This is a genomic window from Lentimicrobiaceae bacterium (assembly GCA_020636745.1).
Taxonomy (GTDB): domain Bacteria; phylum Bacteroidota; class Bacteroidia; order Bacteroidales; family Lentimicrobiaceae; genus Lentimicrobium.
The window spans coordinates 84758-101476 of sequence record JACJXH010000010.1 but is presented as its reverse complement, the minus strand read 5'-3'; the positions used below and the strand labels follow the sequence as shown (position 1 = coordinate 101476).

General features: G+C 41.1%; 13 protein-coding genes and 1 tRNA gene. 8 read left to right on the top strand and 6 right to left on the bottom strand.

The features are described from left to right. Window positions 1-3: 3 nt before the first annotated feature. Window positions 4-2298: a beta-glucosidase BglX gene (gene bglX / locus H6541_13800; protein MCB9016857.1), complete on the top strand. Its 2295-nt coding sequence runs from the start codon at window positions 4-6 to the stop codon at window positions 2296-2298. A 268-nt stretch (window positions 2299-2566) separates the two neighbouring features. Beyond that, window positions 2567-3907: a response regulator gene (locus tag H6541_13795; GenBank protein MCB9016856.1), complete on the top strand. Its 1341-nt coding sequence runs from the start codon at window positions 2567-2569 to the stop codon at window positions 3905-3907. Between the two features lie 304 nt (window positions 3908-4211). Here the strand turns inward: H6541_13795 and H6541_13790 are convergent, their stop codons facing one another. From H6541_13790 to H6541_13775, 4 genes are all read right to left on the bottom strand, one after another. Then, window positions 4212-6515: a TonB-dependent receptor gene (locus H6541_13790; protein ID MCB9016855.1), complete on the bottom strand. Its 2304-nt coding sequence runs from the start codon at window positions 6513-6515 to the stop codon at window positions 4212-4214. Next, entirely contained in the window at window positions 6515-7408 is an 894-nt protein-coding gene (locus tag H6541_13785) for a hypothetical protein (protein ID MCB9016854.1), read from the bottom strand. The genes H6541_13790 and H6541_13785 overlap by 1 nt, the downstream gene beginning before the upstream one ends. Window positions 7409-7476: 68 nt before the next feature. Next, window positions 7477-8046, bottom strand: coding sequence for a hypothetical protein (locus tag H6541_13780; protein MCB9016853.1), 570 nt, complete (start codon window positions 8044-8046; stop codon window positions 7477-7479). Beyond that, entirely contained in the window at window positions 7988-8725 is a 738-nt protein-coding gene (locus H6541_13775; GenBank protein MCB9016852.1) for a hypothetical protein, read from the bottom strand. Before H6541_13775 ends, H6541_13780 begins: the two co-directional genes overlap by 59 nt. Before the next feature lie 280 nt (window positions 8726-9005). Here H6541_13775 and H6541_13770 point away from each other — a divergent pair, with 280 nt between their 5' ends. Continuing rightward, window positions 9006-10619: an ATP-binding cassette domain-containing protein gene (locus H6541_13770; protein ID MCB9016851.1), complete on the top strand. Its 1614-nt coding sequence runs from the start codon at window positions 9006-9008 to the stop codon at window positions 10617-10619. A gap of 262 nt (window positions 10620-10881) precedes the next feature. Here the strand turns inward: H6541_13770 and H6541_13765 are convergent, their stop codons facing one another. After that, complete coding sequence (locus H6541_13765) at window positions 10882-11079, bottom strand: hypothetical protein (protein ID MCB9016850.1); 198 nt, start codon at window positions 11077-11079, stop codon at window positions 10882-10884. Window positions 11080-11684: 605 nt separating this feature from the next. Between H6541_13765 and H6541_13760 the strand changes: the two genes are divergently transcribed. The 4 genes from H6541_13760 to yaaA all read left to right on the top strand — a co-directional run bounded on the left by H6541_13760 (window position 11685) and on the right by yaaA (window position 15307). Then, a complete protein-coding gene (locus tag H6541_13760) occupies window positions 11685-12572 on the top strand; it encodes a mechanosensitive ion channel family protein (GenBank protein MCB9016849.1) in 888 nt (295 codons plus the stop codon). Then, the gene (gene corA, locus H6541_13755) at window positions 12562-13647 is read left to right on the top strand and encodes a magnesium/cobalt transporter CorA (GenBank protein MCB9016848.1); all 1086 of its coding nucleotides are present in this window, start codon (window positions 12562-12564) and stop codon (window positions 13645-13647) included. Before H6541_13760 ends, corA begins: the two co-directional genes overlap by 11 nt. A gap of 127 nt (window positions 13648-13774) precedes the next feature. Continuing rightward, window positions 13775-14398: a hypothetical protein gene (locus H6541_13750; protein MCB9016847.1), complete on the top strand. Its 624-nt coding sequence runs from the start codon at window positions 13775-13777 to the stop codon at window positions 14396-14398. Window positions 14399-14542: 144 nt separating this feature from the next. After that, window positions 14543-15307, top strand: a complete 765-nt coding sequence (yaaA, locus tag H6541_13745; GenBank protein ID MCB9016846.1) for a peroxide stress protein YaaA — start codon at window positions 14543-14545, stop codon at window positions 15305-15307. 144 nt (window positions 15308-15451) lie between these two features. Here the strand turns inward: yaaA and H6541_13740 are convergent. Further along, window positions 15452-15538, bottom strand: a tRNA-Ser gene (locus tag H6541_13740). A gap of 184 nt (window positions 15539-15722) precedes the next feature. Between H6541_13740 and H6541_13735 the strand changes: the two genes are divergently transcribed. Further along, window positions 15723-16538, top strand: coding sequence for a hypothetical protein (locus H6541_13735; protein ID MCB9016845.1), 816 nt, complete (start codon window positions 15723-15725; stop codon window positions 16536-16538). Window positions 16539-16719 lie beyond the last annotated feature (181 nt).

Here is a 16719-nt window from a genome sequence, read left to right as displayed (position 1 = left end):
AATATGATGAAAAAAGTCAGCATCCTTATATTGCTCATGGTAACAGCTATTGCAATCAAAACCATGGCTCAGCCACTTACTGATGAGGTGAAAATGAATAAATTCATCGGCGAACTGATGTCAAAGATGACGCTTGACGAAAAGCTCGGGCAGCTGAATCTGCCAAGTGCAGGTGATTTTACCACCGGACAGGCAGCTAATTCAAACATTGGCAAACAAATTATTGAAGGCAAGGTTGGAGGATTATTCAACATTAAAACTGCCGAAAAAATCCGCAATGTTCAGCGGGTAGCTGTGGAAGAAAGCCGTTTAAAAATTCCTTTGATTTTTGGGATGGATGTCATTCATGGATATCAGACTGTTTTTCCGATTCCATTAGGACTATCCTGCTCATGGGACATGGCATTGATTGAAGAAAGCGCACGCATTGCAGCCAAAGAAGTAAGTGCTGATGGCATTTGCTGGACTTTTTCTCCAATGGTTGACATCAGCCGCGATCCCCGCTGGGGACGCATTGCTGAAGGAAGTGGAGAAGATCCATTTTTGGGTGGTGAAATTGCCAAAGCCATGGTACGCGGATATCAGGGACAGAACTTATCAGCCAACAATACCATTATGGCTTGTGTTAAACATTACGCCCTTTATGGTGCATCGGAAGCCGGCCGCGATTACAATACGGTCGACATGAGCCACCAAAGAATGTATAATGAATATTTCCCTCCATACAAAGCTGCTGTTGACGCCGGCGCAGGAAGTGTAATGGCTTCATTCAATGAAGTTGACGGAATACCCGCTACTGCCAGTAAATGGCTCATGACAGATGTTTTAAGAACCCAATGGGGTTTTGACGGATTTGTAGTTACAGACTATACCGGCATCAATGAAATGATTGAACATGGCCTTGGCGACCTGAAAACAGTATCAGCACTGGCTTTAAAAGCAGGCATCGATATGGATATGGTGGGTGAAGGTTTTCTTACGACCCTTAAAAAATCGCTGGAAGAAGGCAAAATCAACATGCAACAAATTGATGCAGCCTGTCATCGCGTGCTTGAAGCCAAGTATAAACTCGGCCTTTTTGATGACCCCTACCGTTATTGTGATGAAAAAAGAGGAGCAACTGATATTTTAAGTGAAGCCAATCGTGCCCAGGCAAGAAAAACAGCCGCTCAAAGTTTTGTTCTTCTCAAAAATGAAAACAACATACTTCCGCTCAAAAAAAACACCAAAATTGCATTGGTTGGGCCACTTGCCAATAACCGGGTAAACATGGTGGGCACCTGGACTGTTGCTGCCGATTTCGAAAAGTCAGTTTCAATCTTTGATGGCCTGGCCGAAGCCATGGGTAGCGCCAACCTGATTCATTATGCAAAAGGGGCCAATATTTCGGGCGATGCATCATTCGAAGAGAGAGCTACCATGTTTGGAAAGCCTGCCGGACGGGATAATCGTCCGGAATCAGAAATGATTGCCGAAGCCGTTAACGCTGCCCAATTATCAGATGTAGTTGTAGCAGTTGTTGGTGAAGCAGCCGAAATGAGTGGTGAAAGCTCAAGCCGCTCCGACATTGGTATTCCTGAAAATCAGCAGGAACTGCTCAAGGCCCTGCTCAAAACCGGAAAACCTGTCGTAATGGTTTTGCTCACCGGAAGGCCTCTGGCTTTAAAATGGGAAAGTGAAAACATCCCTGCCATCCTCAATATTTGGTTTGGCGGAAGCGAAACCGGCCATGCTGTGGCAGATGTACTTTTTGGAGATGAAAACCCATCAGGCAAATTAACGACCACCTTCCCTCAAAACATCGGACAAATTCCATTGTTTTACAACCATAAAAACACGGGGCGCCCCCTCCCCGACGGCCAATGGTTTACCAAATTCCGCTCCAATTACCTGGATGTGACCAATGACCCGCTGTATCCTTTTGGATTCGGGCTGAGTTATACCCGTTTTGAATACAGCGAACCGGTGCTGAGCAAAAACAGCATGAAACCGGGTGAAGTCATTGAAGTAAAAGTAAAAGTCAGCAACAAAGGAGATTATGACGGGCAGGAAGTTGTCCAGCTTTATTTACGCGATATGGTTGGCTCCACAACCCGGCCTGTGAAAGAACTTAAAGATTTCAGAAAGATTATGATCAAGAAAGGCGAAACAAAGGAAGTTAGCTTTACCATTGATATAAATGACCTGAAGTTTTATAATTACGACCTTAATTATGTAGCTGAACCCGGCGATTTTAAAGTATTTATCGGAGGAAATTCACGAGATGTTAAAGAAGCATCTTTTGTGCTTACTGAGTAACTCACCTGATTCATGCCCCCAAAAACGCCATTGGCCTGATGCCAATGGCGTTTTTTTTGAAAATCAGCCAATTAATCGAAATTCCCGTTTTTTTGTTTATATTTATAGTCTGATATGTTTCTTTTGTGTAATCACCACCTGACTCAACAATACGCTGATACTCCTTTCCTGAACTGTACCTTCTGATGGTTACGCATTAATGCAAAATCCCGTTATCATTGTTTATTAAAATGAACCATTGATGAATAACAGTTAACTCTATCCAACGATGAAGAAAATCAGCTTTGAATATAAATTTACTGGCATATATCTGATGCTTGGTTTTTTATGGATAGCATTTTCCGATTCATTTCTGAACTCCATCATTGAAGATCACAATTACCTGACAAAAGCTCAAACTTATAAAGGATTATTCTATGTAAGCGCTACGGCCCTGCTTTTTTTCTTTTATCTGCGGCTACACCTTACAAAACTCAGAAATGCCGAAAAAAAAGCAGTTGAAAGTGACAAATTGAAAACGGCATTCCTTCAAAACATCTCACACGAAGTACGCACACCAATGAATGGCATTGTTGGATTTGCAGAATTATTGAATGACAACGAACTGAGCCCGGAACAGCGGAAAGAATATCTGAAAGTTGTTGTCAACAGCTCAAACCGCTTACTTGAAGTTGTGAGTGAGATTCTTGATATCTCATTGATTGAAACAGGTAACATTAAACCATTTGAAAACAAAACAGACCTCAACAAACTGCTTGCTGATTCATACAACCTGTACAAACCTTTGGTGAATAAAAACGTCACACTTTCACTTATCGCGGAGGAAAAAGGCGAAAATGACATAATTCTGACCGATGAAATGAAAATAAGGCAGGTACTGAATCATTTACTTAGCAATGCAATAAAGTTTACAGAAAAAGGAGAAATAAAGTTTGGCTACGCGCTGCGCAATCAGGAGATAAATTTCTTTGTTGAAGATACAGGCATCGGTATTGCCCCTGATATGTTTGATAAAATTTTTGAGCGATTTCACAAGCCCGAGCTTGACATCAACAAATTTTATGAAGGCATGGGACTTGGACTCGCCATCTGTAAAGGCAATCTGCAACTGTTGGGCGGAAGAATATGGGTTGAATCAGAATTGCACAAAGGTTCTGTTTTTCATTTCACCATCCCGTATAAACCATTTTTACCATCAGGCGCAATAAACACACTGCATGAGCCTGATAAGATATTTAAAACAAAATTTACGCTATTGGTTGTTGAAGACGAAGAAATCAATTTCAAATACATCAAAGAGTTGCTGAGTGGCACTCCTATTGAGCTTATACATGCTGAAAACGGGAAAGAAGCGGTTGACTTATGTCGCCGGAATTATGATATCAATGCAGTTCTGATGGACATTAAAATGCCTGTTATGAACGGCTACGAAGCCACCAAAGAAATCCGCTCGTTCAGGGCCGGACTACCGATTATTGCACAAACAGCCTATGCTATGCAAAATGAAAAAGAAAGGGCTCTTTCTGAAGGTTGTAACGACTATCTATCAAAGCCATTTCAAAAAGAGCAACTGTTCGACATCATGAAAAAGCTCAATCTACTGCTTTAAATGCATTTCTATCCCAGCAAATTAAATGAAGTAAACTTAAAAACCTGTCAGTTTTAATTGCAGGAATAAGTCCCTTTCGCCCAAAAGCTTTACTTTGAATCAAGCAAACGCTGATAATAAACGACTCTGCAAAAGCAACACATCTGGCAGTTGCTGTAACTAACTGTAAAAAAGGTAAATAAAAGAATTCTCAGGAAAAACAGAGCCCATGCAATCATGGCGATAATTATTTTCGCCTCCCTTAAAAAATGCTGTGTTCAGCACTGCTAAACAGGCAAACGCTCAAAATGCTATTGCATTTTTACTATAACCACTTCCAGATAATGCTGCACATCATAAACCTCCCCGGAGAAATATTGCCTTTGCTATCAGTATACCGGTTGTTTAAAACATCCTGCATACTCAGGCTGAGATAAATTCTTTCATGATAATTAGCTGATACCCTGACGCCGGTTTCTGTCCGTGCCTGATTGACAATCAGATTATCGTCATCGGCAAACAACTTTCCGGTATAGGCCAGGCTTGCCCCGGCCATAAACCATTTATAGCGCCATTCAATTGCGCCGGATGCCTGATGCTCGGGCACCTCCATCAGTCGTTTTCCTTCAAGACTGCGTCCATTGCTATTTTCGGAAGAGCGGATTTCAGCATGATTCCATGCATAATTTGCAAAAACTGACAAAGAATTGAATGGCTGCCATGAAAGACTGACTTCGGTACCATAAATCATTACGTTGCTGATATTCTGACGCTGCATCACTGGTTTCAGGTTATTTCCTCCGGTATAAACCGAATCACCGTTGGCAATAAAATACTGGAATTCATTTCCGGCTGAAACAAAGGCGCTTTGCGCAATTTTAAGCTTTGAATTTACGCCTGCAGAGTAACCCAGTTCAAAATTATTCAGATTTTCAGGGCCTAGCAAAGGGTTGGCCTTTTTAAATCCCTTGGTTATATTTCCATTGCGGCACATATCATCAAGAGTCGGAGCCCTGAAACCATGAGCAAAACTCAGGTAAGTCTTAAATGACGGTGACTGATGAAACAAAAGAGCCAGTCGGGGACTAACAGCCAACCATGCAGTATCATGAAATTGAGAAGGATATTCAACCATAAATGCAGAAAAGGAAGTAGGGTCTTCAATAACAAAGCTTCCATGATGAAATCGGGCTCCATCTACCCTTAAGCCGGCTTCAAAGCTTAGTTTTGTGCCGTTTACAGGCATTTCAAGCTGAAGAAAAGCAGCTCCCATATCCATTTTCCCTTTATTGGTTAAAATGTCAGTAGCTGTATAATAAATATCAGAGGCATCAACCGACCCTGCCTTTGCATCAAGGCCTGTGGTCAATCTGCTTCCGTTTTTCATGGGCAAGGCAGCTGTGAGCCAGAGGCCGGCATCAACGCGCCTTGAATCAGTTTCGTAAAGCGTGTATTTGCCCGTTTGTTTCTTGATGGTTTCATTTTGCCGACGGTAATTTTCCAACTGGTAAAACCCATTGGCATTAAGTTGCCAGCGGCTGAGCGTTCCCTGATATTTTACCCTCAGAAAATGTGAAGGATACTGATTATAACTTCCACCTGGTTCAGTAATAAACGTGCCATCGCCGCGCTTATCCCAATAATAATTATATTCTGCCTCTATTGAATTTTGGGCGGTGAACTGATAACCCACTCTGAATGAAGCTCCGGTTTCCTCCAGATAAGTTTTGGCATCAAGACTGTCGCGCTCCAGCTCTGCCACCACAAAATAACCATCTCCCTTGCGGTAAAAACTGTTAACCGACCAGAAAAAACCTTTGTTTTGATGAATATTTGCACCACTTGCCGAAAGATTCCCCCCAAAAGTATTGTAAGTACCATAAAAAGTTTTCAATCGCGCCCTGAAAGTACCCGGATTGCGGGCAGTGATAATATTTACAACTCCGCCCATTGCATTACCACCATAAATGGTCGAATTGGGCCCTTTCATTACCTCAATGCGTTCAATGGCATCAGGGTCTATTCTGCTCCAGTTAATTCCACCGCCATCAGCTTTATTAATGGGCGCTCCATCGAGCAAAACAAGGGTACGTGCACTGCCGTTCAATCCGCGCATACTGATACTTGAGTTCTTTGAAAATATCCCCCGGTCGCGATCAATACGTATACCCGGTATCATCAATAACATTTCATCGGCATTGTTTACGGCATAAACCTCAGCCATTTTCCCTGGAATCGTATACATGGAGGCCGGCACTTCTTCAGCACGCCGTTCAAGCCTGTCGGCTGTGATAAACACATCCTTCAGTTCATATGATTCAGCCAGTAAGCGAATAACGCCCAAATTCAATGAACGCTGTAAATCAATCCTGATGGTTTTGCTTTGGCAGGCTATATGGGTAAAATGCAGTTTAATGCGTCCGGCAGGCAGGTTGGTCAACGTAAAGAATCCATTACCTCCTGAAACAGTCCCTCTTTTCAAACCATCAATTGTAATGTTAACGTTTGGCAACGGATTGCCTGTGAGACTGTCAGTAACCTGTCCTTCTATGGCAAACTGAGCAAACACCGTTTCTGAAAAAACCAGCAGAAACAAAACCATGAATATATTTACAGACTTCCTTTTCACTATTTCTGAATTTTAACCGCGCATTCAAGTTTCCCTTCGGCACCTGGTATTACATTTTTAATAAACGCCAGGCCAATTTTTCCTGATTGGGTTCTAAAAGCGACAACCATACCCGCTGTAAGATTTTTAGCCTTGCGTTTTCCATTGACAGGTTCGTAGGAAACAATCAGCAAACTATCGTTAAATGCCCGGTAAAAATCCTGTTCACTCAGGGAAGTTGTATCATATCGGGTTTCATTTTTCGTAGACCATGAAGCCAGATCAGGAAAGTAGGCCGGTGCATCACTCTCGCCGGGCGACGATAATGTTGCCTCATATTCACCGTAATAATAAATCATATCAATGCCGGGCTGATTTGCAGCTGCCTGAGCATAATTGTACACCTCGCCTGCTGGCATCGAAAGAAAACCACCAGCAGTCATATTTGACTGAGCCCCCAATTCCAGATGATCCAATGTGGAAATGGCGCCCCAGCCGGTCACATTTTTTTTGCCAATTGTCAGGGTAACTGAAGCCTTTTGACGGTCATGATTCATCATCACGAATGTCCATTCCTCAACAGGGCTATTGCCTTTATAAAGTATCTGGTTAAAATTAAGGCTGGCTGCATTCATCCCTGAATCAAGCACGTAATGTGTTGTTCCGTCAAACATGCGAATACCGAAATAAGTAATATTACTTCCGCCTCCCAATGCACGGATAGTTACAGGTACAGAGCCACCGGGAGGCAAAGTAGTATCAGATATCAGCGATCCGTTATCAGGAATCAACTGAATAACCGGAACATTGTCGGTTGCAGACTCATCACTACAGGCAACTGCCAGTGTTAAAACAACAACTGATACAATAAAGCCAACAGCACATCTGAAACAGCGATATGAATATTTTTTCATTTCGAATAGTTTAAAAAACGGAATCAAACTCTGGTAAAGCAGTTAATAAATGTTTTACGGAATACCTCTTACTTTTCCGGCACAGCTGATTTAACAGCGAGGGCAGCCAAATAACTTCCCAAAAAGCCAAAAAGCAGATGTGTTAACCAGGGATATGCCACCCCGTTCAACAATGAAGGGAATGGTAGTCCGGTTAAAAAAGCTATCAAAGCCCTGCTTAGGGGAATTACCGAAAAGCTCAAGGATCCGGCCAAACCAATAAACCAGGCTTTTCCGGATGATAAAGAGGAAGAGTCAAGCAATAAATCCATCATCACGCCCAGCACAACATAATAAACCGGCATAAATGGATCGCTGAACCCTCCAAAACCTGTTAAAAGCAAAGCAGCAGAACCGGTTGTAGCAATAAGAGTTGAAAACCTGAAACCTGACATCAGGGATGAACTTACAATCAAAAACATAAACAAAAGGCCCTGCTTACCAGGAAGGTGCAAAGGCACACGCAGCTTTGCATGAAGCAGCATGGCCATCATTCCAACCAAAAACAGCACGAAGATCCCGGCAAGTGTCTGAACGCGTTTATCCGGAAATATGCTTGATATACTCTTTTGAAGCACAGGTGTAATAGGTTTCTTCATTGGAACTGTATTTTTGTAAAATGAGAGTTATTTTATTATTCATCATAACGGGCCTTGACCAATCGCTCAACGTGACAATAGCATTGGGAGGTACAGGAAATCCTTCCATGTCAACCACCGATTCAATCTTGATCAAAGCTAAAATTTGGTCAATCGTAAATATGCCCTGCGTTTCGCGAAGATGACGCATCCAAAGCAATCGTCCGTCGTTGCCCTCCTTGCGCAAGCCAACAGCTGCCAGAGATCCAATTATTCCACACCGGGTACCGGTCAATCCTTCAAGATAAACATCATTTTTCTGCGCAATTTCAATGGCATCCTCCATTTTGAGTACAACGGTTTTAGCCTGATTGCCCCAGTTTACAATGTCATCATGAATCAAATCATAAGCAGCAATACAAAGGCCGGCATCAGAGCCTTCAGCACTTTCGCTCAACAGAAAGCGGCGGCAATAATCAATCAGTTGTTGTTTATTTCCGACATCCGACACCATCAGGCAAGCCGAGCTGTTGTGTGAAGTATAAGGAATCAGCGGGCTTACAAACAACTGATGACGGGTAATGCTGTGCAACCGGCATATCCCATTCTCATCGAGTTGCAGCCCCAGCATTCGTGCCCGATGGCCGGTACCCCTGCTCTCAAGGTTATCTGTATCATCTATTCCAATCAGGTAGCGCATATTGCCGGCAAAACTAAGAAACTACATTATACCTTTATATAAGAACATGAAAATAAATTCATTTAGGCCTAACCTGTGAAAAACTAAAAATCGTCCCGGAACCTCATAAAATGAAAAACATGAGCAACCAAATCCGGAATTTAAAACAAATCTTCAGCCTTCACACTGAAGAATCATTCAACAACACTGTAATTCATGCCATAAAAATCCAATTATTAGTTCTACCTTTGCAGCCCTTTTAATGAAGAGATATTTTTTAATACAACAAACACAAAATTAAATGATTACAGTTTCGGATCTGGGTATTCAGTTTGGCAAGAGGATATTGTTTCAGGATGTAAATTTAAAATTTACACCAGGCAATTGCTATGGTATAATTGGGGCTAATGGCGCAGGAAAATCTACTTTTCTTAAAATGCTGTCGGGCGAAATGGAATATACCAAAGGCAATGTAAGCATGGTCCCGGGTGAACGTTTATCGGTGCTCAAACAGAATCACTCTGAATTTGATGAACATACTGTACTCAACACAGTGTTAATGGGGCACACCAAACTATGGTCGGTGATGCACGAAAAGGATGTTATTTATGCAAAAGCAGATTTTTCGGAAAGTGATGGCATCAGAGCGGCTGAGCTGGAAGAAGTTTTTGCTGAAATGGATGGCTGGAATGCCGAAAGCGATGCTGCAAGTTTACTTAGCGGACTGGGCATAGCTGAACATCTGCATGGAAAACTTATGAGTGAACTGGATGGTAAAGTAAAAGTTAAAGTCTTGCTTGCACAGGCACTATTTGGCAAACCAGACAACCTCTTACTGGACGAGCCAACCAACGACCTCGACCTTGAAACCGTGAACTGGCTCGAAAACTATCTCTCAAATTTTGACAATACAGTGCTTGTTGTTTCACACGACCGACACTTTTTAGATTCAATATGTACGCATATTGTTGACATTGATTATAATAAAATACAGCTTTTCCCGGGCAATTACACTTTCTGGTACGAGTCAAGTCAGCTGGCACTCAGACAGCTGCAAACACAAAACAAAAAGGCTGAGGAGCGAAAAAAGGAATTGCAGGAGTTTATTGCCCGCTTTAGTGCCAATGCTTCCAAATCGAAACAGACTACCAGTCGTAAAAAAATGATTGAGAAGCTGAATATTGAAGAAATCAAACCATCTACCCGCAAATATCCGGGCATTATTTTCACCCCTGAGCGTGAACCCGGAAACAACATCCTTGAAGTTAAAAACCTCAGTAAAAGTCTCAATGGAGTCAAGCTGTTCAGCGACATCAACTTTACAGTGATGAAAGATGATAAGATTGTATTCCTGTCGCGCGATACCAGAGCTATGACCATGCTTTTCGAAATTCTGAAAGGTCACGAGCAGGCAGACACCGGCAGTTTTGAATGGGGACAAACTATCCTGAAGGCTTATCTTCCATTAGAATATGAAGATTTGTTTAAAACTGATATCAGTATCACTGATTGGCTCGCACAATTTTCGAACGACACCACCGAGCTTTACCTCAGGGGATTTTTAGGTAAAATGCTTTTTTCAGGCGATGAAATTTATAAAAAAGCCAATGTTCTTTCCGGTGGAGAAAAAGTGCGCTGCATGATTGCCCGTATGATGACCCGCAATGCCAATGTAATGCTGCTCGACACCCCTACCAACCATCTTGATTTGGAATCAATTCAGGCCTTTAATAACACCCTCATTAAATTCAAAGGCAACATCCTTATGTCATCACACGACCATGAGTTTATCCAAACCGTTTGCAACAGAATCATTGAAATAGGACCCAAAGGAATGATTGACAAGCTGATGGATTACGACGATTATATCAGTGATGAACGATTAAAAGAGCAGAGAAACAGCCTTTACCTCTAAGGTTTTTCTTTCCGGTTTAACATACTGGTCTTTCGCCCGTAAGCTCAAAGTCAGGTCGAAACAGGGCATATTCAATGCGACAACTTTTTTACGTCACCTGAATCAAAAAAGTTTCATCTGGATATCTGATACACTCTCCTTTTGCACATCGGGGACAATATTGCCCCCTCACCGTTATTCAGGCGTTGCAATAAATGAAAGAATTTGTTCCACAGAATTCATTTACACTGGAAGGATGCAGCGGAATTTAAGATATGGAATATTAACGTCCTTTCCGGATACTATATCTTTCAATAATTTCAGCCTCGCGGCTTTTATCAGAAATATAAATAGTTGTCCGGCCTCCATCAATCACAACGGGAAATTTCCCTTTGATGGAACCACAGCTTGCTGACATTTCTGCAGAAATTGAATGCATAACTCTATTGTTGAGACTTGAAACCGGCTTGTTTTTCTTCATATTTCTCAGTTTAGGTGGCAAGGTAAGCATTATAAATCAATAATTTGGAATTATAAAAATATTAATTGCCAATAATTGTTAATTCGCCTGATTTATGCGTAAATATTGAATAAATTCCTATGACTAATACCACTGATGAAAAACTTAAACCTGACTCATTGCCTAAAAACCTGAAATTGTCTGGCAAATGACAATTATTTATCCCCGATAAACAACTTACACCCTCACTTTCTTAACCTACAGATAACACAGGCTTTATATTCTGTTTAAAATCACTTTAGATATTTGCACTCAGCCAGGCAAACAGCTGATTTGGTTTTAACTTTTCATTTGAAGAATCAGGCGTAGTAAAAACCGATAAAAAAAAGCTTAAGAAACTGAATTACAATATTAAAAATTTTCTATTAACAACTAAAGACCCTCGTTTCTCCTGATTATAAGTTAGTGTGTGTGTGAGTAAATTTACCCTGTCGGTGGTTACGGCAGGGTATTTTTTTGCCCCTCATAACAGACAAACTTCAGCTTGTCATGACAGTTAGCCTTACAATTCATGAGCCTTTCGGCTAGTCACGATTCAAATTCTTACCTTTGTATAAAAAAAATCAATGCAGACGCTTTCCTTTGACTTTTCGAACCTGGCAGAAATCAACCACAGACTTATTCAATATTTAATTGTTGCAGGGGTAATAGCGGCCATTGCTGTTATTCTTTCAAGAGTTCTTCAAAAGCTCATGAAAGTCTATTTTGAGCGCTCCAGCCATGTGCTTAAAGTAGACCCTACCCGGTATAAATTTCTGCGCAACGCAGTAAGCTTTGTGGTTTTTATGCTGGCAATCACACTTATTTTCTACACCATTCCTGAACTCAGAACAATTGGCATCACCCTTTTTGCAGGGGCTGGTATTTTTGCAGCCATTATTGGTTTTGCTTCTCAGGAGGCTTTTTCGAATATTATCAGCGGAATATTTATTGTTATTTTCAAGCCTTTCAGGGTAGGCGACAATATTAAAATAGGCGAACTTCATCAGGGGGTGGTTGAAGATATCACGCTCAGGCACACCATCATCAATAACTTCGAAAACAGGCGGATTATTATTCCCAATACCGTCATTAGCGGGCAAACCATTATCAATTCAACCATTGAAGATGAAAAAGTTTGCATCTTTATTGAAATTGGCATCAGTTATGAAAGCAATCAGGATAAGGCCATTTCCATCCTTCGCAAAGTGATTGAAGCGCACGCCAATTGCCGCGACAACCGCACAGCTGAAGAGATTGAAAACGGCATACCTAAAGTTATTATCCGAATGCTGGGATTTGGTGAATCCTCTGTCAACCTCAGAGCCTACGCATGGGCAGCCAATTCAGGCGAAGGGTTTGTGTTGAAATGCGACGTTTATGAAACGCTGAAAAAGGAATTTGACCTGAACGGCATCGAAATACCTTATCCACATCGCACCATTGTTTACAAAAACAAGCCCGATGAAAAATAATTCACACCCGGCAAAACAGGAACGCATCCGAAATTATCGCAAAAAAACCGGCCTGCCACCGGGCTCCCTGGTTTACACAGGCAATGTTGAACAGGAAACCAGCTTCGATCTGTTTTGTTTTGATTCAGCCTCAATTGCCAGAACCGAATCTGCACATGCAGCAGACATTATCAACAAAATTGATAAAACCAAAAACAACTGGATAAATGTAAACGGACTTACCAATACAGGCCTTATAAGCCAGTTGGGCGATCATCACACGCTGCATCCGCTTTTGCTTGAAGATGTGCTAAACACTGAATCAATGCCCAAAATTGAAAACTATGGCGATGTGATTTATATCAGTTTGAAAATGCTTACATGGGATGCGGCAACAAGCTCTATCTCAGGAGAACAAATCAGCCTGATATTGGGAAATAATTACCTTATCTCATTTCAGGAACGTACCGGCGATGTTTTTGAACCTGTTCGTGAACGATTGTTAAACGGATTGAGCAAAGCCCGCAATAAAACAATTGACTTCCTTGCTTATGTATTGATTGACAAAATCATAGACAATTATTTCGTCATACTCGAAAAAATAGAAGATCACATTGAAGCTACAGAGCTGGAGTTAATCCGCGACACAGATAAAATCACACCACTCGACCTGATGCACCTGAAAAAACAATTGATTCTTTTGCGGAAATATGTTTATCCGTTAAGAGATGAATTGCGAAAATTGCAACACGATGAAACGACTCTCATAGATAGAAAAACGATTAAATATATCAATGACTTATACGATCACTTGCAAAACATTATCCAAAATCTGGAAAGCTTCCGCGACACCATCAGCAACTTAATGGAACTTTACTCATCTACTGTTTCAAATAAACTTAACAGTGTAATGAAAACGCTAACTCTAATAGGTGCTATTTTCATTCCACTAACCTTTCTGGCTGGCGTTTACGGAATGAACTTTGAATATATGCCTGAACTTCACTTCAGGTGGGGATACCCCCTGGCCATGCTTGGAATGTGCTTTATTGCAGTAGCCATGTTCTTATATATGAAATCACGAAAGTGGTTTTAACCATTCTTTGTGTGAGTTTAAATCAAAAACACCGCCTTCAATATTAGCATTTATTAACAGAGAATTGGAATGAAATTTGTTTCACTAAACTGATAATGCTTAATTTTATGCATTCAATTCTGGCACTATGAAACTGCGCAATATTCTGCTGATTACCTTATTTTTACTCAGTCTGGCTGTTCAATCGCAAAATCCGGGATTCGGGTTCAATCCTTACAGCAGCCCCAGCACTTATCCCGGAATGTCGCAAAGCCTTTCTCCTGTTAAATTCAATTTGCAAACAGGAGCTACTTTCACTTCAGTACCGGGCGGGGGCAGTTTGTTCAATACATTTATTGCACCTTCATTCAGTCAGCCAGTGAATAAAAAGCTGACACTTACAGCCGGGGCGGTTGTGTCTCATGCAACATACTCCAATCTGGGAATAATAAGCACCGAAGGCAGTTTTGCCAAAGTTTCCGGAAACATGACCAATCTGACTGTTTTTGCGTCGGGGGCCTATCAGGTCAACGACAAACTTACGCTTAGTGGTTCGGCTTATAAAACCATCAACCCGGCGTTTAACGCCCGTTTAAGCCCCGAACAGCTGCAAATGGAAGCCCAGGGCATGAGCTTTGGAATTGGCTATAAAGTGGGCGAAAATATGCATATAGGGGCAGAAATAAGAATGCAGCAGGGTGGCAACAATTATTATTCACCTTTCGGTTTGCCGGGAATCAGCACCTTTAACAACGGATTCAACACCTATTAGCCTAGCATTACGGTATTGTTTTGGCAACTGGCACTATACTAAACACTTGCATCCTTTGTTTACATCTTATAAACAATGAAAGTGCTTAAAATGAATCCTTATAAAAGGCATTTAACATTCAGCAGCGACTAAATAACCCTGATTATGCTTATTCTTCTGTCACCCAGTAAAACGCTTGATTATACATCTCCTTATCAGGCTATGCAAGTATCAGAGCCTGAATTTGTCAGACATGCGCAAAAGCTCGTTGATATTCTGAAAAAGAGCACTCCCGGAGAATTAGCTCTGCTGATGAATATCAGTTCCAATCTGGCCGAACTTACAGCCCTGAGGTATCAGAACTGGCATTACCCTTTTAGTGAAAAAGAAGCCCGCCCGGCTATATTTGCCTTTAAAGGCGATGTTTATGATGGTTTAAAAGCCCGGGAGCTAAACAGCAGGCAGCTTGATTTTGCCAATCATCATATTCGCATACTTTCAGGCTTATACGGCATACTTAAGCCCAACGACACAATGCTTGCCTACCGGCTTGAAATGGGCACTAACATAGCCGGAAAAGGTTTCTCCAACCTATATCAGTTCTGGGGCGACAGCATTTCCAAAAGTGTAAAAAAAGCCATCAAGGAATCGGGGAGCAATACATTGATCAATCTTGCGTCGGAAGAGTATTCCAGGGCTGTTGATTTTAAAGCAACAAAATCAACAATCATTACGCCTGTTTTCAAAGAGTTTCGCAACGGAGCATATAAATTTATAAGTTACAATGGCAAGCGTGCCCGAGGTATGATGACCCGTTTTATTATCGACAAGGAAATTACCCATCCAGAGCAAATAAAACTCTTTGATTATGAAGGGTATGAATATATGGAACAGCTTTCAACAGATGAAAAATGGGTATTTGTCAGATAAAAGCGTTGAAGCTGAGTGCATATTTTCATGTTTCCAAAAAATTCAAAGCCTTCTGATTTAAAATCATTACAGGTTTCAGCGCGAAGACTCGAAAAAAGCAAATAAAAAAATGCCCGTAAATCATTGATTCACAGGCATCAGTTGCGGAGAGAAAGGGATTCGAACCCTTGGTACCCGTAAGAGTACAACGGTTTTCGAGACCGCCCCATTCGACCGCTCTGGCATCTCTCCAAGGTTGAAAAGGGAGTGCAAAAGTAACAAAATATCAGTACAATTGATGGCGATTACGGCGTGTTTAAATAAATTATTTGCAAGAATGGCATAGTTATTGAACCTTTGTGCAACCATTTCACCTTTTTACAGTCTTATAGTGTTGAACAGACAATTATCATAAACCCAACCAAATCTCAATTTTATGAGAAAACACTCCCTGATGTTAATTTTATCCATTTTTCTTTTGGGTGGCAGCACTTTCGCGCAGGATCTTATTATGAAAAAAAATAATGAGCTGATTAAGTGCAAAATAAAAGAAATTGGACTTGATGAGATTAAGTACACACTTCCTGAATATTCTGCTGATGTATTGCTATCAGTAGATAAAGACGATGTAGATAAGATTATTTTTGAGAATGGAAAGGAAATGGAATTTCAGAAAACCATGACAAATCCTGAAACTTATATTGACAACAAAAAGAACATTATCAAAATTGACTTTCTTTCCCCTTTAACAGGCAACACAACCTTTGCCTATGAAAGAAGTCTCAGGCCCGGCCGCAGCATGGAAGCCAGTTTCGGAATTATAGGACTGGGCGCCGATCCGGGAGACGAAAACGCAGGTGGTGCATTTGTAAAACTTGGGTATAAATTTATCAAAGACCCTGATTTTTACCTCAGAGGAATGCGCTATGCCCATATACTTAAAGGAGGCTATATTAAACCTGAAATTGCTTTTGGCTTCTTCTCTCGCGACGAATGGTGGTACGATTACTCCTCCAGCTATTACAACGCCGGAGAAAAAAGAGTTAATGTATTTTCCGGCGTATTTCAGCTTGTTTTTGGCAAACAATGGGTGTTTGACAATGCCTTTGCCGTAGATGTATATGCCGGTGTTGGCTATGGATTTACGACTGAAGAGTATTTTGAAGGCTATCATTACGGTTATGTAATTTCAAGTGAAGAATTCCCTATCTCCTTCTCTTCTGGCTTAAAAATTGGCTATTTGTTTAAATAAATCAAGAACCAACCATTTATTCTGATTTTTTATAAGTCCGGCAACAAAATTTGTTGCCGGACTTTTTATGAAACAGCCCTCTGTTTTGCATAATTTACAGGGTATAAAACTAACATCCAATATATTCATCAACAGAAACAGCCCGCCAATTTCCCGTTACATAAATATATAATCTAAATTC

Bases quoted from the DNA above. Each gene is read 5' to 3' on its own strand.
- H6541_13750 (MCB9016847.1), top strand. From the start codon at position 13,775: ATGAAACTGCGCAATATTCTGCTGATTACCTTATTTTTACTCAGTCTG.
- H6541_13735 (MCB9016845.1), top strand. From the start codon at position 15,723: ATGAGAAAACACTCCCTGATGTTAATTTTATCCATTTTTCTTTTGGGT.
- H6541_13760 (MCB9016849.1), top strand. From the start codon at position 11,685: ATGCAGACGCTTTCCTTTGACTTTTCGAACCTGGCAGAAATCAACCAC.
- H6541_13765 (MCB9016850.1), bottom strand. From the start codon at position 11,079: ATGAAGAAAAACAAGCCGGTTTCAAGTCTCAACAATAGAGTTATGCAT.
- corA (MCB9016848.1), top strand. From the start codon at position 12,562: ATGAAAAATAATTCACACCCGGCAAAACAGGAACGCATCCGAAATTAT.
- H6541_13780 (MCB9016853.1), bottom strand. From the start codon at position 8,046: ATGAAGAAACCTATTACACCTGTGCTTCAAAAGAGTATATCAAGCATA.
- bglX (MCB9016857.1), top strand. From the start codon at position 4: ATGATGAAAAAAGTCAGCATCCTTATATTGCTCATGGTAACAGCTATT.
- H6541_13775 (MCB9016852.1), bottom strand. From the start codon at position 8,725: ATGCGCTACCTGATTGGAATAGATGATACAGATAACCTTGAGAGCAGG.
- H6541_13770 (MCB9016851.1), top strand. From the start codon at position 9,006: ATGATTACAGTTTCGGATCTGGGTATTCAGTTTGGCAAGAGGATATTG.
- H6541_13795 (MCB9016856.1), top strand. From the start codon at position 2,567: ATGAAGAAAATCAGCTTTGAATATAAATTTACTGGCATATATCTGATG.
- H6541_13785 (MCB9016854.1), bottom strand. From the start codon at position 7,408: ATGAAAAAATATTCATATCGCTGTTTCAGATGTGCTGTTGGCTTTATT.
- yaaA (MCB9016846.1), top strand. From the start codon at position 14,543: ATGCTTATTCTTCTGTCACCCAGTAAAACGCTTGATTATACATCTCCT.